The following is a 19,132-nucleotide window of genomic DNA, read 5'->3' on the forward strand; positions in this document are numbered from 1 at the left end:
GGGTCGGCCGCCCGGAGCGTCCAGATTTGAGCACTACAGTTATTATTGATGAAGATGGTGGCATCCTCCCGGGGGGCCATCCAGGAAAAGGTTGGAAGGATCCCCTTGGAAGGTGGCCATTGAAACGCACGGGCAGACCCCCATCCCCGCTGGAGGCGGCGCTGGCGTACACCTTCCGGGACGAGGCGCTGCTGCGCACGGCCCTGACGCCGCCCTCCTCCGGGCTCTTCCCCGACAACCAGCGCCTGGAGTTCATGGGGGACTCCATCCTGGACCTGTGCGTGTCCCTCATGGCGTACCGCGAACATCCTTCGTGGCCCGAGGGCTCCCTCTCCAAGCTGCGCGGCCTCATGGTCTGCACCGATGCCCTTCACGCCTGGGCCCTGGACCTGGGGGTGGAGCTGGTGGCCGGGCCCCGGTCTCCCCGCAAAGGCGGGGCCAGCCAGCGCAATGCCCTGGCCGACGCCATGGAGGCCGTGCTGGCGGCCGTGTTCCTGGACGTCCAGGCCGTGGGCGGGAACCCGCTGGAAGGCGTGCTGGCCCTCGTGGAGCGCCGGTTCCTGGAGCAGGTGCGGGCGGCCTACGTGGGCATCTGGGAGGCCCGGGACCACAAGACGACCCTCCAGGAGCGGGTGGCGGCGCTCGGTTTGCCCCCGCCCGTGTACGAGCTGCTGGAACGCCAGGGCCCGGACCACGCCCCCACCTTCACCGTGCGGACCGTGGTGGGCGGGTTCGAGGCCGTGGGCCGGGCGGGGAATCTGAAGGGCGCCCAGATGGAGGCGGCGCGCCTTCTGCTCGCGTCCTTGCCCAAGCCTCCTTCTTGAAGCGGTCCGCATCGGTTACCATCACCAGCATGCACTGAGGTTCGAAGGCCCTTGAAGATCCTGCCGACAGTGAACATCCGGAACGGACGCGCGATCCCCATCGTGGGGGAGGACGAAGGTGCGGACCTGTTGTCCCTGGTGGCGTACCTGCTGGACCAGGGCTGCCACCGGCTGGCGCTGGTGGACGTGGACGCGGCCCGGGGGCAGGGCAACAACCGCGAGGTGATCGCGCGGGCCATCCAGAAGTTCCATGCGGGCCGCTCCAAGGTCTGCATCCAGGTGGGCGGGGGCATCCGCAGCTCCGACCAGGCCCAGTTCTTCCTGGACCGCGGCGCCACCTGGCTCGCCGTGGGCACCATCCTCCAGCGTTCTCCCGTCATGGTGGAGCAGCTCCTGGCGCGGTTCCGCGAGCACCTGACCGCCGCCGTGGACGCGCGCAGGGGGGAGATCCTGCCCTCGGGCTGGGGCGGGACCAGCGGCGAAAGCGCCGAGGCCGCGGGCAAGCGCATCGGCGATTTCGGCTTCAAGCGGCTCCTGTTCCTGGACCTTCCCGCCGCCCGGCCCGTGGTGCCGGACTTCGCGACGGCCCGCGTCCTTTCGCAGAGTTCGCGCCTCTCCATCTGGATGGGCGGCAGCATCCAGACCGCCGCCCACCTGGCCCAGGCCCGGGAGATCTCGGGCATCCAGGGGCTTGCGGTGGACGGCCTCCTTCTCCGCGGTGACGCGGCCCTCATGGCATCGCTGACCCTTCCCGGCTGCTGAGGAGGGGGTGTGGCTGAGCCCGAGGCGCCTTTCGTCCTGAGCCTTCCGGAGTCGGACCGGCTCCACTTCAGGAACCTGGCCCTCATCCGCCCCCAGATGCCCTCGGAGCGCCAGGTCGAGCTCATCGAGAGCCTCGGGCGCAACCTCACCTCCCCGCGCCTGCTCACCCTCATCGCGCGCACCCCTCACTGGCTCGTGCACGCCCCGGTGCTGCACGCCCTGGCCGGCAACGAGAACACGCCCGAACCCATTCGCCGGGACCTGGAAATGGCGGTCTCCCTCTTCGATCTCATGCGGGAGATGGAACGCGCCCCCGAAGGGGAGAAGACCGAGCGCGCCGAGTCCATCAAGGCCATCTACCAGGACCTGCCCCCGGACCTGAAACCCATCGTGAAGCAGCTCGCCAAGCAGCTTGCCAAGCCCGTGAACTCCACGGGGAGCACCCTCGAGATGCCGCCCCTGCCGCCGGCCGAACCCGACTGGGAGGCCCTGACGCTGCCCCCCCAGGGCCGGGGCCCGTCGCCCCTGCCTTACCGGATCCCCAAGCAGGACCGGGCCACGGCCGCGGAGGCCACCCTGGTCCAGGAGGACCTCCAGAAGTACCTCGCCGACGAGGAGCCCGAGGTGCGCGCGGCGGCCCTGCGCAATCCGGCCCTTTCCGAGGAGATGCTCCTGGCCTGCCTGCCGGGGGCCAACCGGGAGCTCTTCGAGGAGATCTACCAGGAGGCGCGCTGGTATTTCAAGGACCCCGTGCGGGAGGCCTTGGCCGAGGCCCCCCGGTGCCCGGCGGCCATGGGCCGGAAGATGGACGCCACCCGGGATCTGGTGATGCTCCTGGAGCGCGGCGGCCAGAACCGGCGCCACCTGCACCGCATCGTGAGCCTTTTCACCCAGATGGAAGAGTCGGAGTACCAGTACCTGACCTTCTGGGCCAAGCGCCGGGCGCCCAGCATGCTCCGGGTCATCAAGGTGTTCTTCGACCGGCTCCAGCGGCGGCGCACGAACCAGGCCAGCGGCTTGTCTCCGGTGCAGTCCGAAGGGCGCTGGGTCTCCCTGGAGGAACGGGTCTTCATGGCCAACCAGGCCACGCAGCCGGACCAGATGGTGGCGGCGCTCCGGGACCCGGACCCCCAGGTCTTCGCCGTGGCACTGGAGAACCCCGGCCTCACGGCCCGGGAGCTCATCTCGGCCATCCCCCACCTGGACAGCATCCGTGCCGAGCGCCTGGCCTTCAGCCGCACCTGGAGCGCCTATCCCTCCGTACGGGAGGCCCTCCTGCACAACGTCCACCTGGGCGAGGACACCGCGCTGGGCCTGCTCCGGAGCCTGGACGGGCCGCCCCGGGTCCTGCTGGACCTCCTGCGGGACCAGCGGGTGCCCCACCTGTCGGTGAAGAAGGCGGCCCTGGACCTGCTGCGCGCATCGTACGAGCAGATGACCATCCCCCAGCGCATCGTCGCCCTGCGCGGCTCGGGCGGGGAGCTCATGCGCCACCTCCCCGCGGAGGTGCTCAAGGACGAGGACACCCTGCGCCTGCTGGTGGCCGATCGCCAACTGGATCCCACCATCCTCCTGCGCCTGGCCCGGAACAAGCAGACGCCGCGCCCCATCCTCGAGCTCATCGCCGGGCACGCCGCCCTCATGGCCCACCCCGCGGTGATGACCGAGCTGCTGCTGAATCCCAAGACCCCGAGGGAAGCCGCCATCCGCATCTGGGCCCTCCTCTCGGACAGCGAGCAGAAGCACCTGCTGCGCAGCCCGCACCTGCCCACGGCCCTGCGGGCCCTGGCGGACTAAGCGATTCCGCCCCGAAAACGTAGCCCAACCGAACGGAGAGTCCATGAACCTGCCCCGCCGCATCCTCGGTGCCACCCTGGGCGGAGCCGCGGTCCTGGTCGTGGGGCTCGCCTGCGGGCGCCAGCGCTCCGCGGGGCCGGACTGGGTGGCCTCGGCCCCGGCGGGTTCCGCCGTGGCCTTTTCCGGCAGGGCCGGCTGGCTCCTGGAGCAGCGGAGCTTCCAGGCGTACCTGGAGAAGTTCCCCTTCGCCGACCAGACCCTCGATCTCTTCCTCAAGAAGGCCCGCATCAATCCCCATCTGGAATCGGGCCGCATCAACTTCTATGTGATGAACTTCTCCACCGCCGGCGCCCCGCCGGACTTCCTCATCCAGCTGGGCGGCTTCCGGGACCAGCGGGCGGTGATGATGGCCATCGCCGACGCGTTCCCCCCGGAGGGGTCCCTGCCGGTGCGGAAAAAGGAACTCCCCGTCTACGTCATCCTGGACGTGAACCAGTACCACATCCGCGCCGTGGCCGACCCGGCCGGCCGCATCTGGCTGGGCGACCTGCGCTCCCTGGCCAAGCTGGACGCGGGCACCTTCCCGCCCCGGCATCCGGTTCCCGAAGCCGCGGCGTGGATCAACGCCTCCGCCCCCTTCCAGGGGTTCATCCAGACCCGGCTCGTCCTGGACGGCCTTTCCGGCAACGTGCCGCCTGAGCTGGCCCGGAACCTGCCCCAGGGCATCGACGCCCTGGCCTGGAGCGTCACGCCTGGACAGGCCGGAAAGAACGGGCTCCACCGCTTCGAACTGGCCATCACGGGCTCCCCCGAAGGCGTGGTGCAGGTGGCGCCCTGGGTCCAGCGCTTCGTGGCCGCCGCCTCCACCCTCCAGGGCGGCCAGCCCGGCCAGGCCCCCGAGATCCTCCAGGAACGCAAGCGCATCGGCCTGCGCTGCCAATTGACGGGCGAACAGATCAACCAGGCCCTGGGCAAGCTCTCCCAGCCGGCCCTTGCCGACCTGGTGCACCGGCCATGACCGCAGCGGTCCTGGAGGAGCGCGCCCCGGAATACTGGATGATGCGCCTCAAGGACGGGCAGGAGGAGGCCCTCGCGCACCTCATGGCCCGCTTCGAGAAGCCCGTCTTCGCCTTCCTGCACCGTCGCCTGGGGGGGGAGACCGGGGTGGTGCAGGAGCTCACCCAGGATGTCTTCCTGAAATGTCTCCAGCATTGTCAACGTTTCGAGGATGGCCGGCCGGTCGCTGCGTGGATTTTCACGCTGGCGGCTAATGCGGCGACGGACCATCTCCGTAAACGAGGTCGGGAGCTACCCCCGCCCGAGACCTTTGACGCACCCGACCCGCACCAGCCCGCACCCTGGGAAAAGGTCGACCAGGGCAGACGGATCCGGAGCCTTCGACAGGCCCTGGAGGGCCTGACGCCGCGGCAGCGGACCATGGTCCTGGCCTATTACGTCCAGGAGCAACCCGTGAAGCAGATCGCGGAGAACCTGGGCTGCGCCGAGGGCACCGTCAAGGCGACCCTGTTCCAAAGCCTCGCAAAATTGAGAAAGAACCTGGAAGTGACCCATGAAACCCGAACCTGAGATCCTGAGCGACGAAAGGGCCTTCGAGATCCTCGAACAGCCCGAGCTCTGGCCCGAAGACCCGGAGGTGCAGGCCCGCCTGGCCAGCCTCCTGGAAATCCACCTGGCCCTCCTGGGCGAAGGCGTCGCCGCCAAGGCCGCCGAGGGCGCGCCCGCCCCCGTGCCGATGATCCGCCGCTTCCCCTGGCTCATGACCGCCGCGGCGGCCGTGCTGGTGGCGCTGCCCCTGACCTACCATGCCGTGAACGTCCGGAAGATGGCGGTGGTGGCCAAGGACCAGGCCCGCATCCAGGACCTGGCCCAGAAGCGGGCCCAGGACCGTCTCTGGGCGGCCTTCTTCCAGCAGTCTTCGACGCTCATCCAGGAATTCGCCCGGAACCCCAAGGTCTGCGAGAACAAGAACACCGAGGACCGCGCCGCCGAGCGCGAGATCGCCCTGGCCCTGCTCCAGTCCAGCCACGGCCTCTCCGCGCAGCTGGCCCCGGCCCCCGAGGCCGAGGCGGTGCGGGAGGACCTCCACGCCTGGCTGCGGGAACTCTCCCTCGAGGATCCCTGCATGGATCCCCAGCGGGCCCAGGAGCTGAGGCAGTGGGCGGACACCCACGGCCTTGAGGATGAAGCCCAGAGGCTCAGCCGGCTGCTCAAGGGAGGGTCGATTTGATCGCGCTGGTCCTGACCTTGGCGCTGTCGGGCGGGCCCTTGCCGGACCCCGCCCCCGAGCCTTCCGCGGCCGTCGCCGGCCCGCGGGAGAGCACGGCGGACGGCCTGCTGCGCGAGGCCAAGAACCTGCGGTACGCCCAGCGGTGGTTCGAGGCCGCGGCGGCCTACCGGGCGTTCCTGGCGGCCCACCCCGATTCCCCCCGGGGCGCCGAGGCCCGGTTCTGGCTGGCGGCCTCGCTGGAATCCGACCAGCGCTGGGACGAAGCCGCGGAAGCCTACACCGTCTTCCTGGACACCCACCCCGACCAGCGGCTCCTGGGCAAGGAGGCCCGCATGAACCGGGTGCGCTGCTGGGGCATCCGCCAGGGGCAGCATCCCCGGGCCACCCCCGGACTCCTGGAAGCCCTGAAGGACCCCTACCTGGATGTGCAGGTGGCCGCGGCCCTCCAGCTGGCCAAGGTGTGCGATCCCCGGGCGGCCGATGGCCTGCGCAAGGGGCTCCAGGTGCCGGGCTACGCCGATGCCTGCGCCTCGGCCCTGGCCACCATGGGCCTGAAGTCGTCCGTGGCGGCGCGGGACCGGCAGGCGCGGTTCCTGGTCATCCGCATCAAGGAGACCGGCAAGCCGGACACGGTGACCATCCGCCTCGCCCTCAGCCTGGCCCGGGCCGTGGGGAACTACCTCACCGACGCCCAGATCCGCCAGGCCCGGGCCAAGGGGTTCGAACTGGAAGGCATTACCGACCAGGCCGCGTCCATGCCCCGTGGGAGCGTGCTCCTGTCGGTGGATGACGCCAAGAGCAGCGTGAAGGTGACGGTGGAGTAGGGCTGGTAGAGTAGTTGGATGTCGAACTTCGCCCGGTTCTACCGCGAACACATGAAGCGCTTCCTGCCCCTGATGGTGGGGGGCTCCCTGCTCCTGACCCTGGCGGGATCCTGCCAGGGGGCCATGATCGGCATCACCAACCTGATCTTCTCCATGCTCATGGGTGTCAAGGAGGGGGCCTCCGCGGGCGCGCCGCGCATCCAGCTGGTGGCCGACCTCAAGGCGTGGGCCCTGGCCCACCTGCCCAGCCAGGCCACCTTTCAGGAGAAGACCTGGATCCTGCCCGCCCTCCTGGTGCTGGTCTTCATTCTCAAGGGCGTTTTCACGTACAGCGGCACCCTGCTCATGGTGCGGTCCGGCATCCGGGCCACCATCTCCCTGCGGGAGCGGCTGTTCGCCAAGCTCCTGAAGCAGGAGCCGGCCTACTTCCAGCGCCACCCGGTGGGCGAGCTGCTCCAGCGCACCATCAGCGATGTGGGGGCCGTTCAGGGCATCGCCTCCAACCAGCTGGCGGACGCCACCCGGGAGATCACCCAGGCCCTGGTCATGCTGGGCTACGTGATGTATCTGAACTGGCAGTTGAGCCTCACCATCTTCATCGCCGGGCCCCTGGTGGTCCTGCCCATCAAGAAGCTCAGCCAGAAGATCCGCAGGATCAACCACCGGAACATGGAGGCCTCCAGCCACGTCCTCCAGCGGCTGAAGGAGGTCTTCAGCAACATCCGGGTGGTGCTGGGCTTCGCCCGGGAGCCCTTCGAGGAGGCCCGGTTCCACGACCTGAACAACGAGCTGTTCCGCCTGGGCATGAAGTCCGCCCGGGTGTCGGCCATCTCCCACCCCATCATGGAACTGGTGGGTGGGGTGCTCCTGGCCATCCTCTTCCTCTACGCCACGGGGCAGGTGCGTTCCGGGCGCATGAGCGGCCCGGACTTCCTCACCTACGTCCTGGCGCTCTACAGCTTCTACGATCCCATCCGGCGCCTCACCAAGCTCAACAGCGACATCCAGGTGGCCCAGGCCAGCCTGGACCGGGTCTACAGCGTGCTGGACCGGGAATCGGAAATGACGACTCCGGCCCATCCCAGGCCGGTGCCGGCCCTGCCCGAGCGGCTGGCCTTCGAGGATGTCCGCTTCACCTACGAGGGGAAGAAGGGCCGCAACGAGGTGCTCAAGGGCATCAGCCTCCAGGTGGGCAGGGGCGAGACGGTGGCCCTGGTGGGCGGATCCGGCGGCGGCAAGACCACCGTGGTCAACCTGGTGCCGCGCTTCTTCGATCCCACCGGCGGCCGGGTGACCCTGGACGGCACGGACCTGCGGGACTTCGACCCCCGGGAGCTGCGCCAGCGCATCGGCATCGTCACCCAGGAGACGCTGCTCTTCATGGATTCGGTGCACGACAACATCGCCTACGGCCGGGAAGCCACCCGCGAGGCGGTGGTGGAGGCGGCGCGGAAGGCCCACGCCCACGATTTCATCACCTCCCTGCCCAAGGGCTACGACACCCCCCTGGCCGAGACGGGTTCCACCCTCTCCGGGGGCCAGCGCCAGCGCCTGGCCATCGCCCGCGCCCTGCTCCAGGATCCCCCGATCCTCATCCTGGACGAGGCCACCAGCGCCCTGGACACCGAGAGCGAGCGCGCCGTGCAGGACGCCCTGGAAGTGCTCATGCGCGACCGCACCACCCTGGTCATCGCCCACCGCCTGTCCACCATCCAGCGGGCCACGCGCATCTGCGTCCTGCGCCAGGGGGAGATCGCGGAGATGGGCACCCACGAGGAGCTGCTGGCCCGCCACGGGGAGTACGAGCGCCTCTACACGCTCCAGTTCCACGCATGAAGCGCGCGGACTTCCACTTCGACCTTCCGCCGGAGCTCATCGCCCAGCACCCCGCGGCCACGAGGGACGGCGCGCGGCTCCTGGTGGCCGATCCCGTGGCCCGGACGCTCCGGCACCAATCCATCCGGGACCTGCCCGGGCTGGTGCCCGCCGGGACCCTGTGCGTGCCCAACGACGTGAAGGTGCGCCACGCGAGGCTGCCCCTGCGCCGGGCCGGGGGCGGCGAGGGGGAGGCCCTCCTGCTGCGCGCCCTGCCCGGAGGGTGCTTCGAGGCCCTGGTGCGCCCCGGGGCGCGGCTCCGGCCCGGCAAGGCGGCCCAGGTGGTGGACGCCGCCGGCAACCTGCTGGCGGAGGTGCGCGTGGAGGAGGCCCTGGACGAGGGCCTGCGCCGCGTGCGGGTCCTGGGCCCCGGGGGCGCTCCCCTGGACTGGGACGCGGTGGACGCCATCGGGCGCCTGCCCCTGCCGCCCTACATCACCCATCCCGCCGACGCGGAGGACGAGGGCCGCTACCAGACCGTCTTCCATGCCCGGGACGGCGAGGCGGTGGCCGCGCCCACCGCGGGCCTGCACTTCACCGGGGAGCTCATCGCCGCCCTGGAGGGCCGGGGCTGCCTCTGGAGCCCGGTGCGTCTCCACGTGGGCCTGGGCACCTTCCGCCCCATGACCGCCGAGGACCTGGGCGACCACGTCATGCACGAGGAGCGCTACGAGATCCCCGAGGCCACCGCCGCCCTGCTGGAGCCGGTGCTCCGGGGGCGCACCCGGCCCCTGCTGGCGGTGGGCACCACCAGCCTCCGGACCCTGGAGGCGGCCTGGGACGGCGCGTCCCTGCGGCGTTCGGGCTCCACCCGCATCTTCATCCAGCCTGGCACCCGCCTGCGTACGGCGGACCTGCTGCTCACGAACTTCCACCTGCCCGAAAGCACCCTGTTCGTGCTGGTCTCGGCGCTGCTGGGGGTGGACTTCGCCCAGGAGGCCTACCGGGAGGCGATCCGGGAGCGCTACCGCTTCTTCAGCTACGGGGACGCGATGCTCATCCTGAATGCCCGCAATCAGATTTAATAGCTAATTTGATTCGGGTTGAAGCGCAAGTGCACACATCCATGGCAATGGGCCGCGCCAGACGGGCTACCATGGATACGAAAGAGGTGAAATTCATGGATATCATGAACACCGTGAAGGCCCTGGACACCAAGGCACGCCGGGTTTGGGTGGAGGCGGGACGCATCCAGCTCGAGACCGAGGATGGGCGTATCGCGTCGGTTCCCGTTTCGTTCTACCCCCAGCTGGCCTGGGGCAAGGAAGAGGACTTGAAGAAGGTGCGGCTCCTGGGCGGCGGGCAGATGATCCACTGGCCAAGGCTGGAGGAGGCGCTCCGCCCCTCCGACCTCCTGAGGGACGCGAAGGTCTGCTAGGAATCAAGAAAGCCGCGGGTGTCGGGCATGGCTCCGGGCTGGGTGCACACGTAGGCGGATAGGCGCGCGGCACGGTGGTGCACGTCGGGCAGGGGAAGCCCCTGCACCAGGCCCGCCGCCAGGGCGGCGGTGAAGGCGTCGCCAGCGCCCACGGTGTCCACGACTTCCACCGGGACGCCGGGCTCCACCAGGGGCGGGCCCCCGGCGTGGAGTTCGCTGCCCCGGGAGCCCAGGGTGAGGGCCACGAGCTTGAGGCCGAACCGCCGGCGCAGCCCCTCGGCCCCATCTGCGCCGCCCAGGGCGGCCACCACGGGCAGCTCATCCTCGTTGAGCTTGAGGACGTCGCACCGGCCCAGGAAGGCCCGCACCCGCTCGGGGCCGTGGGGGTCCTGGCGGAGGTTGACGTCGAAGATGCGCAGGCAGTCCGGGGGCGCCGCGTCCAGGAAGCGGGTCACGGCGTCCAGGGTGCGAAGGCCCCGGGAGGCCAGGGTGCCGAAGCAGATGACGGAGGCGCCCGCGGCCACCTGGGCCAGCCCGGGCGTCCAGTCCAGGGCGTCCCAGGCGCCGGGGTGGATGACGTAGGCGGGGTGGCCCTGGGGATCCAGCTCGACGCTCACCGTGCCGGTGGGCAGGGAGGGGTCCACCTGCACGGCCCCGCGGTCCACGCCCTGGGCATCCAGGGCGGCCAGGGCCTCCCGCCCCAGGGCGTCGTCGCCGACCCGGCTCACCAGGGTTCCAACGCAGCCCAGGCGGGTGGCGTGGTAGGCGAAGTTGGCGGGGGCGCCGCCCAGGCGCCTTCCGCCGGGGTAGCAGTCCCACAGCAGCTCGCCGATGCCGACGACCCGCGGTGCCATCAAAGGTAGTCCATGAACTGGTGGAGAACCGGGATCTTGTGGCGCTTGCCTTTGCAGGCCTGGAGCACGGAGACCACGGACATGGCCAGGCACCACATGAGCCACACCGGCAGGAAGAACCGCAGGAACACCCACCCCAGGAGGGGGAACATGCCCATGATGGCCAGGGCCAGGGCCAGGCTCACCTCCGTGAACGCCAGCAGCACGCCCTGCCGGGAGTGCCACAGCAACTCCTCGTCGTCCCGGCGGCGCAGGTAGGGCAGGAAGGCCCAGGGCCCGGCGTAGCAGAGGATGAGATCCCTCAGGCGATCGCCCGTGTAGAGGGGGGCTGGGGACTCAAGGGGCACGGGGGGACCTCCGGTCCTAAAATAGCATCAGCAGGGCCACGCAGGCCATGAGGATGGCAAAGGCCTTGCGGAGCCTGGGGCCGTTAAGGCGGGTCGCGATGCGGGCTCCGCCATAGGCGCCGCACATGAAGCCCACCGCCACGCCGCCCAGGATGAGCCAGGGCAGGCCGCCCTGTTGCTTGGCGTAGACGATGACGCCGGGCAGGCCGATGGGGGCCAGCATGAAGGCCAGGCAAGCCGCCTGCGCCTCATGCTGGGGCAGGTCCAGCTTCCACACCAGGAAGGGGATGATGACGATGCCGCCGCCGATGCCCAGGAGGCCGGAGAGGAGGCCAGCCGTGAGCCCGATGCCCAGGCCGGGTAGCACCATCTGGCGGGCGGTGGGGACATGGGCCGTGCGCCCGGGCCTGGACGGCTTCTGGAGCCAGGTGCGAACGGCCAGGATGGCCAGGAAGGCGCCGAAAACCTCGCGAAGGGGGCCATCGGGGATGTGGGCGGCAAACCGGGCCCCCGCCCACACCCCGGGGAGAAAGGCGGCGGTAAGGCAGAGAACCAGGGGCCAGTGGATGCGGATGCCCTGCCTGCGGAAGTGGAGCACCGCCGGAAGCCCGTTGGGCAAGAGCATGGCCGCCAGGGTCACGCCCTGGGCCTGGTGCTGGGAAAGGCCCAGAAGGAAGCCCAGCATGGGGATGAGGACGATGCCTCCACCGACGCCGAACAGTCCGGATAGGATTCCGCCGCAGAGGCCGGCGGCCAGCGATCCCGCGCCCATTACCCAGTGTGCCGGCATTCGAATCCCTCCTCCATCACTGTAGATGAGTGGGCTTCGGCAATCGTGGAATGGCCTGCGATTTCTTCGAATCGGAGTGGAGCGTTGCGCGGGGGCGAAAAGGGGCCGAGGGGGCCTCCCCCCCATCGACCCACCCTGCCAGGACGTTCACGAAGATGGCATCACCTTCCATCCCCAGGCATAAGATGAATTCATGACCTTTCGCCTTCTCTTCATCGGACTCCTGGTCGGCTTCGCTGGAGGGCTCTTCGGCAAGGGGGGAAGCGCGGTCGCCACGCCGCTTCTCCAATTGGCCGGGGTCCCGGCGTTCTTCGCCGTCGCTTCGCCCCTCCCCGCCACCATCCCGGGCACCCTGGTGGCCAGCCTGGCCTACATCAAGGAGGGTCTGTACGACCGGCAGGTGGTCTTCTGGAGCGTGGCCCTGGGGTTCCCAGCCACCATCTTCGGGGCCTGGAGCAGCCGGTTCGTGGGGGGCGCCGGCCTCCTGCTCCTCAGCAACCTCGTCATCGCCGGCCTCGGCTTGTCCTTCCTCGTAAACCCGACCTCGAACCAACCCGACCGCCGGCCCCCGACGCCCCGGGCCAAGCGGTGGCTCAGCGCCATCGTGGGTGTCCTGGTGGGATTCTTGGCCGGCCTGCTCGCCAATGCGGGGGGGTTCCTGCTCGCCCCGCTCTATGTGCGGGTGCTCCGCCTCCCGCTCAAGACCTCCTTCGCGTGCTCCCTGGTTGCGTCGGCCCTCCTCGCGGTTCCTGGGACCCTCGTCCACGTGGCCCTGGGCCATGTGTCCTGGCGCGTCGTGCTCATCTTCGGGCTTGGTTCGATCCCCCTGTCGTTCCTCGGCGCCCGCACCGCGGTCCGCATGAACACCAAGGTCCTGGAGCCCATCTTCGGCGGTGTCCTGCTGGTGATCGGCGCCCTGGGCATCCTGGACAGCATGGGCTGGCATCTCCACGTCTGAGCGGGATCCCTCCCCTTTCCCCTGGGTTTGTCGGCGTACCCCCAAAGGGGGGCGGGTCATGTTCCAATGGAAGAGATTGGAATGACAGCCCCATGCAGATCAAATTCTCGGAAGACGTGATCCTCGACAGCCGCCGCGCGATCCTGATGCCCCGCCAGGAGACCTTGGTCATCGCCGACCTGTTCCTGGGCCTGGGCGCCGGGCGCAGGAAACGTCCGGATGCCTTGCCCAACGGCCAGCAGCACGAGATCTGGGAGCGGCTCCTGGGCCTCCTGGAGGATTTCAAGCCCCGGCGGGTGGCCATCCTGGGCGACATCAAGCCCAACCAGGGCCACCTGGAGGAGGACGAGGCCGAGGAGCTGCGCCTCCTTTTCCGCAAGCTCAGCGGCCATGGCCGGGAGGTGGTCCAGGTGGTGGGCCACCCCGAGCGGAGCTGGGGCCCCTCCCTGGAGGGCACCGGCATCCAGCCCATGGACACCTACCGGGTGGGCAGCAACACCCTCATGCACCGCCGGCGCATCTTCGTATATCCCCGCCATGATCCCCCCACGGGCTTCTGGATCAACGGCGGCCTCCACCCCCTGTTCGCCGTGCCCATGGCCGGCCCCGACCAGGGGGAGGAATGGCTGCGCTACCCCGCCTTCCTCTACACCGGCTTCGCGCTGGTCATGCCCAGCTTCGTCTCCTACGCCCAGGGCTGGGAGGTGATGCAGCCCGAGCGCCTCCCCAAGCAGGCCCGCGCCTGGAAGGTGGTCGGGGACAACCTGCTGGCGCCCCTTTCCCTGCCGGACCTGCCGTCACCCCCCGAGAGCCAGAAGCTGATCACCCGGCCGCCGGGAAGGGGGAGGCATCGGGAGAAGGGTGGGGAAGAGGGCACGGCCGGGTAGGGCTGACGCGCTCCGGGCCTGCCCGGTCAGAGCATGCCCTTCTCTCGCATCCAGTCGTCGTTGAAGATGGTGCTCAGGTAGCGGGAGGCGCTGTCGGGGAAGAGGATCGCCACGCGGGCGTCGGGGGCGATGGTGGGGGCGATCGTGCGCAGGGCGTGGATGACGGCGCCGCTGGAGCCGCCCACCAGGAGGCCTTCGGTGCGGGCCAGTTCCCGCGCGGCCAGGAAGGCCTCCTGGTCGGTCACCTGGACCATCTCGTCGATGACCGAGAAGTCGGCGGTACCGATGATGAACTCGTCGCCCAGGCCTTCCAGCAGGTAGGGCGCGGCCTTGCCGGGCTCGCCCGTCCTGAAGAAGGGCGTGAACACGGAGCCCGCCACGTCCACGGCGACGATCCGCACTGAGGGATTGCGCTCCTTCAGGTAGCGGCCAACGCCGCCGATGGTGCCGCCGGTGCCCATGCCGGCCACGAAGACGTCGATCTTCCCGTCCATCTGGTCCCACACCTCGGGGCCGGTGCCCAGGTAGTGGGCCTCGTTGTTCTCGCGGTTGTTGTGCTGGTCGGGGAAATAGCAGTCCGGGGTCTCCCGGGCCAGGCGCGGGGTGATGAGGTTGTAGCTGTCGGGGTGCTCCGGCGGAAGGCTGGTGTCCACCTTGACCACGTCCACGCCCAGGGCGGTGAGCTGGTCCAGCTTCTCCTTGGAGGTGCGGTCGCGCACCACGGCCTTGAGGGAGTAGCCCTTCTGGATGGCCGCCAGGGCCAGGCCCATGGCGGTGTTGCCCGAGGAGTTCTCCAGGATCACGTCGCCGGGATGGAGGCGTCCGTCCTTCTCGGCCTGCTCCACGAGGTACTTCGCGATGCGGTCCTTGCTGCTGCCCATGGGGTTCAGGTATTCGAGCTTGACCCAGACGGGGAACGGAAGGCCGGCGGTGATGCGGCGCAGGCGCACCAGGGGGGTGTTGCCGATGACGTCGAGGATGCTGTCGTAGACCCTCTTGTCACGCATCGGCCCTGATCTCCGCCACCAGCTCGATCTCCACCTTGGCGCCCCGGGGGAGCGCGGCCACCTGGATGGTGCTGCGGGCGGGCTTGGCGCCGCCGAGCAGCTTCTCGTAGACGGCGTTGAAGGCGCCGAACTCCGCCAGGTCCGTGAGGAAGACCGTCGTCTTGAGGACCCGGGACCAGTCGGTGCCCGCGGCCTCGAGCACCGCGGTGAGGTTGGCCACCACGCGCTCGGTCTGGGCCTCGATGGGGCCGGTGACCATCTCCATGGTGCCCGGCACCAGGGGGATCTGACCCGCGGTGAACAGGAGGTTGCCCGAGATCTGGGCCTGGGAGTACGGGCCGATGGCGCCGGGGGCGTTGGGGGTGGCGACGGTCTTCATGGCGGGCTCCTTGGGTTTCAGCCTTTGCCCCAGCGGCGCTTCTTGCTGTGGCGCCAGGGTTTGACACTGGGCTGGGCGGGCATGGCGGACTCGAACGGGGACGCGGGAGGTTCGCTGACGGCCTCGGGCTGGGCCTCGGACTCCTCCATGTTACCGACCCCTTCCTCGATCTGGATCTGCACGACCTGGGCGGTGCGGTGCATGAGGGCCGCCAGGCACAGGCTGGCCTCGATGCGGGCGTGGGGCAGCGGTCCCAGCTGGATGAACACCGAGGGGTCCGCGGGGATGGCCCGGGGCAGGGGCACCTCGGGGATGGGCACCGGGGGCGCGTCGAAGGCCTCCTCGGGCATGCGCAGCCAGGGCTCGGCCATCTCGTTGCGCCGGGGCAGCAGGTCCACCACGGAGACCACCTTCCGGGGCCGGCCGCGCTTGCGGGGGGCGGGCTCGGCGGCGGTGGCGTCCATGCGCGCCTGGAGGGCCGCGAGCACCTCCTCGCGGGTGCGGCCCCGGAGATCGAAGAGCAGCCAGGGATCCCGGTCCAGGGCTTCGGCCATGATGTAGCACACGGCCGCCACGTGCTTGCAGGGGTTGGCCCAGTCCGGGCAGTCGCAGTGGGTCTGCAGCTCCTTGGGCACCCGCGGGTAGAGGCTGGCGCCGGCTTCCCTGAAGGTCTCGTCCAGGCCCTGGGGCATCTCGCCGGCCAGGAGCGAGGCCACGAAGCGGCTCTCGGCGTGGATGCGCTCCAGGGCCTTCTCCCATTGGGAGGAGGAGAGCGCGGGCAGGCCGAGCGTCACGTTGTAGGTCTTGCGGCCGTGCACCTTCGCCTGGATCTCGCCGGGGGTCACGGTGAAGTGGCTCACGGCGCCTTCCTCGGCGTACTTCTTGCCGCGGGGGAGCCGGTTCTCGAAGTCGTCGCCCAGCTGCTCCAGGGCGGTGATCCAGAGGCGGCCCCACCAGGTGGTGCCGAAGCGTTCGCTCATCTGGCTCATGAGAGCACCCCCTTCCGGAGGGCGGGCCGGGCCTTGCGTTTCACCGGGGCGCGGGCGCTGATGGGCTGGACGTCGTCGACGTCATCCTCCACGGCCGGGACGTGGGAGGCATGGCCGTTGCCGTTGGCCTCCTCCTCGCCCATGATGTCGGCGTCGGGCTCCAGCACCACCAGGCGCCGCAGGGCGTCGTCGTCCAGCTCCGTGAGCCAGCCTTCGCCCGTGCCCACGACGCGGTCCGCGAGGTCGCGCTTGGATTCCAGCATGCCGTCGATCTTCTCCTCGAGTGTGCCCATGGTGATGAACTTGTGCACCTGCACGTTCCGGGTCTGGCCGATGCGGTAGGTGCGGTCCGTGGCCTGGTCCTCCACGGCCGGGTTCCACCACCGGTCGAAGTGGAACACGTGGGTGGCGGCGGTGAGGTTGAGGCCCACGCCGCCCGCCTTGAGGGACAGGAGCATCACCTTGGCGCCGTCCTCGTCCTCCTGGAAGCTGCGCACCATCTCGTCGCGCTGCTCGCGGCTGGAGCCGCCGTGGAGGAAGGGGGGCTCGAAGCCCAGGACATCGGCGAGGTGCACCTGCAGGCGGTCGCCCATCTCCTTGAACTGCGTGAAGACCAGGGCCTTCTCGCCGCTCTCCAGCACCTCCTCGAGCATGTCGGTGAGCCGCTCGAGCTTGCCGCTGCGGCCCTTGTAGGGCCCGGTCTGCTTGAGGAACTGGGAGGGATGGTTGCAGATCTGCTTGAGGTGGGTGAGCAGGGCCAGGATGCGGCCCCGGCGCTCGATGGAGGTGGCGGCCTCCAGGTCCTTCTCCATCTGGTCCACGCGGGCCTGGTAGAGGGCGGCCTGCTCCCGGGTGAGCTGGGTGTAGACCTTCATCTCGTTCTTGTCGGGCAGGTCCTGGATGATGGAGCGGTCCGTCTTGAGGCGGCGGAGGATGAAGGGGCCCACGCGCTGGCGCAGCTCGGTGGCGGCGTCGGTGTCGCGGTATTTCTCGATGGGCGAGGCGAACTGGTCCTTGAACCGCGATTCGCTGCCCAGGTAGCCGGGCAGGGCGAAGGCGAGGATGGACCAGAGCTCCAGGAGCCGGTTCTCGATGGGCGTTCCGGTGAGCGCCAGCTTGAAGGGGGCGCGCAGCTTGCGCACGGCCTTGGCCTGGAAGGAGCCCGCGTTCTTGATGGCCTGGGCCTCGTCGACCACCACCATGGACCAGGCCCTGTCGCCGAAGACGTCCTCCTCGCGCCGGATCACCCCGTAGGTCGTGAGGACGATGGTGTGGGGCTTGAAGATCCTGGGCAGGCTGTCCCGGTTGTTGCCGTGGTGCACGAAGAAGGGGAGGGTGGGCGCGAACTTGGCGATCTCCCGTTCCCAGTTGCCCAGCAGGGAGGTGGGGCAGATCAGGAGCGTCGGGTTGCCGGCGTGCGGGTCCTGCTGCTGGCGGTACAGGAGCAGCGCCAGCACCTCGATGGTCTTGCCCAGGCCCATGTCGTCGGCGAGGATGCCGCCCAGGCCCAGGCGGGACAGCCCCTCCAGCCAGGCCAGGCCCCGGAGCTGGTAGGGGCGCAGCATGCCCTTGAAGGCCTCGGGCTGGGTGATGGGCTTGTCGGGCAGGATCTTGAGGTCGTCCAGGGCGGCGCCGAAGTCGCCCGCCACCTCCACCTCGATGGCCTCGGAGACGCCGGGGATGTGGGCGCTGCCGGTGAGGGCGGCGGCCAGGGCCTCGCCCCGGCTCATGCTCTCGAAGCCGGCGCCCCGGCTGGCCTGGATCACCTGGGTGATCTGCTTGAGGGTTTCGGGATCCAGGGCGACCCATTTGCCCTTCCAGGCCACCAGCGGGTGCTTGAGGCTGGCCATCTGGGCGAAGTCCTGCAGGTCGAGGTTGTCGTCGCCCAGCATGAGCGACCAGTCCGCGGACACGGAGCCGTCCAGGCCCTCCTGGGCGGCGGCCGTCTCGGGGGCCGCCTCGATGCGCCTGGCGCCCAGCTTGACCTTGGCGCGAAGGCGCCGGGCGCCGCCGAATTCGGCGAGCTGCTCGGGGATGTGCACCAGGAATCCCGCCTCCTTGAGCTGCGCGGCGCCGCGGGTCAGGAACTGCCAGGCCTCGGTGGGAAGCAGCGGGAGGTCCTCGGGCTGGATGCCCGAGAGGGCCCCCTGGAGGGGCGGGAAGAAGGGCATGGCGCGGGCCAGGCCGCGAAGCAGGACCTTGCGGGCCTCGAGCACCTCGGGTTCCACCGAGGGTTCCCAAAGGCGGGCCACGGGAATGAAATCCTCCTCCTGCGTCTCCAGGCCCACCCGGAGGATCCAGCCGGCCTCGGAGAGGCGGTCGGCCTCGTGGATGGCATCCACCTCGGCGGGCACCGGGGGCGCCTCCAGCTTGAGGCTGGGGCGGATCCACTGGACCCGGGCGCCTTCGCTCCACTGCTCGAGCTGCTCGCCCAGGGTGCGCTCGGTAACGCCGATGGTGGGGAATTCGTTCATGGGGTGGCTCAGGGCCACCATGAGGCGCTCGTCCCAGGGCAGCCGGTCCCGCTTGTGGCCGCGGAGCCGGTGGATGAGTCCCAGGCGGGGGTCCTCCCCCTGGCGCAGGGAGCCGGCCACGAAGCGGACCAGGAAATCGGCGCCGTCCTCCAGGAAGGCTTTCAGGATGAACGCCGGCGCGGGGGGCTGGGCCAGGTCGTCGTCCACCTCCTCCGTCTCGAGGGCGCCAAGGGCCAGGCCCTTGGTGAAGATCCACCCGTCGTCCTCGGGAAAGGCGAGCACGGAGGGGGGCATGGATTTGAGAAGTTCATCCAGGGCTTGGCGGTCGGCTGGGCTGGTGAGGCTGATGCCCCAGGTGGCCCGCCAGGGGTTGCCCCGGGTGTCCAGCTGGGGAAGCAGGGCGCCGCGCATGACCAGGGATTGCAGGAGACGCAGGGCCGAGGCCCAGAAGGCCAGGCTGCCGCCCACCTTTTCCGGGTCCGTGGACATGGAGGCCAGCCAGGGCAGGGCCCGCTGCCAGCGGAGGGGCACGGTGTGGGTTTCCACCAGGCTGGAATCCGGAAGGAACAGGCGCGCTCGCGCGGGCGTGAGCCGGTCGCGGCCGTGGAGGTTGCCGGGCAGGGTCCTCAGGGTCCGCTGCCAGTCCTGGCTGGTGCCCTCGCCGGGCATGCACAGGAGAAAACCCCGGTCCAGTGGACGATACTGGAGGATGGGCCGGGTCATTCAGTTACCCTCAAGG

19 protein-coding genes are annotated in these 19,132 nt (G+C 69.9%); 12 read left to right on the plus strand and 7 right to left on the minus strand.

Annotation, left to right across the window (positions count from 1 at the left end; translation table 11 throughout):
• The first annotated feature begins 119 nt into the window (after positions 1 to 119).
• From ACZ5LB_RS15330 to ACZ5LB_RS15375, 10 genes are all read left to right on the plus strand, one after another.
• Entirely contained in the window at positions 120 to 824 is a 705-nt protein-coding gene (locus ACZ5LB_RS15330; RefSeq protein ID WP_464603078.1) for a ribonuclease III family protein, read from the plus strand.
• A 51-nt stretch (positions 825 to 875) separates the two neighbouring features.
• Entirely contained in the window at positions 876 to 1,586 is a 711-nt protein-coding gene (locus ACZ5LB_RS15335) for a HisA/HisF-related TIM barrel protein (RefSeq protein ID WP_464603079.1), read from the plus strand.
• Positions 1,587 to 1,595: 9 nt separating this feature from the next.
• Complete coding sequence (locus tag ACZ5LB_RS15340) at positions 1,596 to 3,383, plus strand: hypothetical protein (protein ID WP_464603080.1); 1,788 nt, start codon at positions 1,596 to 1,598, stop codon at positions 3,381 to 3,383.
• 43 nt (positions 3,384 to 3,426) lie between these two features.
• Positions 3,427 to 4,401 carry a hypothetical protein gene (locus tag ACZ5LB_RS15345; RefSeq protein WP_464603081.1) on the plus strand — a complete coding sequence of 325 codons (975 nt, stop codon included), beginning with the start codon at positions 3,427 to 3,429 and terminating at the stop codon, positions 4,399 to 4,401.
• Positions 4,398 to 4,970 carry an RNA polymerase sigma factor gene (locus ACZ5LB_RS15350; protein WP_464603082.1) on the plus strand — a complete coding sequence of 191 codons (573 nt, stop codon included), beginning with the start codon at positions 4,398 to 4,400 and terminating at the stop codon, positions 4,968 to 4,970. Before ACZ5LB_RS15345 ends, ACZ5LB_RS15350 begins: the two co-directional genes overlap by 4 nt.
• On the plus strand, positions 4,954 to 5,631 hold the full coding sequence (locus tag ACZ5LB_RS15355; RefSeq protein WP_464603083.1) for a hypothetical protein: 678 nt from the start codon (positions 4,954 to 4,956) through the stop codon (positions 5,629 to 5,631). Before ACZ5LB_RS15350 ends, ACZ5LB_RS15355 begins: the two co-directional genes overlap by 17 nt.
• Complete coding sequence (locus ACZ5LB_RS15360) at positions 5,628 to 6,455, plus strand: tetratricopeptide repeat protein (protein ID WP_464603084.1); 828 nt, start codon at positions 5,628 to 5,630, stop codon at positions 6,453 to 6,455. The genes ACZ5LB_RS15355 and ACZ5LB_RS15360 overlap by 4 nt, the downstream gene beginning before the upstream one ends.
• 18 nt (positions 6,456 to 6,473) lie before the next feature.
• Positions 6,474 to 8,291 (plus strand): ABC transporter ATP-binding protein, encoded by a 1,818-nt coding sequence (locus ACZ5LB_RS15365; protein ID WP_464603085.1) that lies wholly within the window; start codon positions 6,474 to 6,476, stop codon positions 8,289 to 8,291.
• Positions 8,288 to 9,355 carry a tRNA preQ1(34) S-adenosylmethionine ribosyltransferase-isomerase QueA gene (gene queA, locus ACZ5LB_RS15370; RefSeq protein WP_464603086.1) on the plus strand — a complete coding sequence of 356 codons (1,068 nt, stop codon included), beginning with the start codon at positions 8,288 to 8,290 and terminating at the stop codon, positions 9,353 to 9,355. Before ACZ5LB_RS15365 ends, queA begins: the two co-directional genes overlap by 4 nt.
• A 95-nt stretch (positions 9,356 to 9,450) precedes the next feature.
• Positions 9,451 to 9,708, plus strand: a complete 258-nt coding sequence (locus ACZ5LB_RS15375; protein ID WP_464603087.1) for a DUF2442 domain-containing protein — start codon at positions 9,451 to 9,453, stop codon at positions 9,706 to 9,708.
• On the opposite strand, the gene ACZ5LB_RS15380 is transcribed toward ACZ5LB_RS15375, so the two are convergent.
• The 3 genes from ACZ5LB_RS15380 to ACZ5LB_RS15390 are packed head-to-tail and all read right to left on the minus strand — an operon-like array spanning position 9,705 to position 11,699.
• A complete protein-coding gene (locus tag ACZ5LB_RS15380; protein ID WP_464603088.1) occupies positions 9,705 to 10,562 on the minus strand; it encodes a carbohydrate kinase family protein in 858 nt (285 codons plus the stop codon). The two genes, ACZ5LB_RS15375 and ACZ5LB_RS15380, sit on opposite strands and share 4 nt — an antisense overlap.
• The gene (locus ACZ5LB_RS15385) at positions 10,562 to 10,909 is read right to left on the minus strand and encodes a hypothetical protein (protein ID WP_464603089.1); all 348 of its coding nucleotides are present in this window, start codon (positions 10,907 to 10,909) and stop codon (positions 10,562 to 10,564) included. The genes ACZ5LB_RS15380 and ACZ5LB_RS15385 overlap by 1 nt, the downstream gene beginning before the upstream one ends.
• A gap of 16 nt (positions 10,910 to 10,925) precedes the next feature.
• Positions 10,926 to 11,699, minus strand: a complete 774-nt coding sequence (locus ACZ5LB_RS15390) for a sulfite exporter TauE/SafE family protein (protein WP_464603090.1) — start codon at positions 11,697 to 11,699, stop codon at positions 10,926 to 10,928.
• Between the two features lie 193 nt (positions 11,700 to 11,892).
• On the opposite strand from ACZ5LB_RS15390, the gene ACZ5LB_RS15395 reads away from it, so the two are divergent.
• On the plus strand, positions 11,893 to 12,657 hold the full coding sequence (locus tag ACZ5LB_RS15395) for a sulfite exporter TauE/SafE family protein (protein WP_464603091.1): 765 nt from the start codon (positions 11,893 to 11,895) through the stop codon (positions 12,655 to 12,657).
• A gap of 92 nt (positions 12,658 to 12,749) precedes the next feature.
• Entirely contained in the window at positions 12,750 to 13,544 is a 795-nt protein-coding gene (locus tag ACZ5LB_RS15400) for a hypothetical protein (RefSeq protein WP_464603092.1), read from the plus strand.
• A gap of 26 nt (positions 13,545 to 13,570) precedes the next feature.
• Here the strand turns inward: ACZ5LB_RS15400 and ACZ5LB_RS15405 are convergent, their stop codons facing one another.
• From ACZ5LB_RS15405 to ACZ5LB_RS15420, 4 genes are read right to left on the minus strand one after another with little or no spacing between them, the layout of a single operon-like run.
• Positions 13,571 to 14,551, minus strand: coding sequence for a PLP-dependent cysteine synthase family protein (locus ACZ5LB_RS15405; protein ID WP_464603093.1), 981 nt, complete (start codon positions 14,549 to 14,551; stop codon positions 13,571 to 13,573).
• Positions 14,544 to 14,930, minus strand: coding sequence for a RidA family protein (locus ACZ5LB_RS15410; RefSeq protein ID WP_464603094.1), 387 nt, complete (start codon positions 14,928 to 14,930; stop codon positions 14,544 to 14,546). Before ACZ5LB_RS15410 ends, ACZ5LB_RS15405 begins: the two co-directional genes overlap by 8 nt.
• A 17-nt stretch (positions 14,931 to 14,947) precedes the next feature.
• Positions 14,948 to 15,919 carry an SWIM zinc finger family protein gene (locus tag ACZ5LB_RS15415; protein WP_464603095.1) on the minus strand — a complete coding sequence of 324 codons (972 nt, stop codon included), beginning with the start codon at positions 15,917 to 15,919 and terminating at the stop codon, positions 14,948 to 14,950.
• Complete coding sequence (locus tag ACZ5LB_RS15420; protein WP_464603096.1) at positions 15,916 to 19,116, minus strand: DEAD/DEAH box helicase; 3,201 nt, start codon at positions 19,114 to 19,116, stop codon at positions 15,916 to 15,918. The genes ACZ5LB_RS15415 and ACZ5LB_RS15420 overlap by 4 nt, the downstream gene beginning before the upstream one ends.
• Positions 19,117 to 19,132 lie beyond the last annotated feature (16 nt).

This window comes from Mesoterricola sp. MK458, assembly GCF_055384935.1.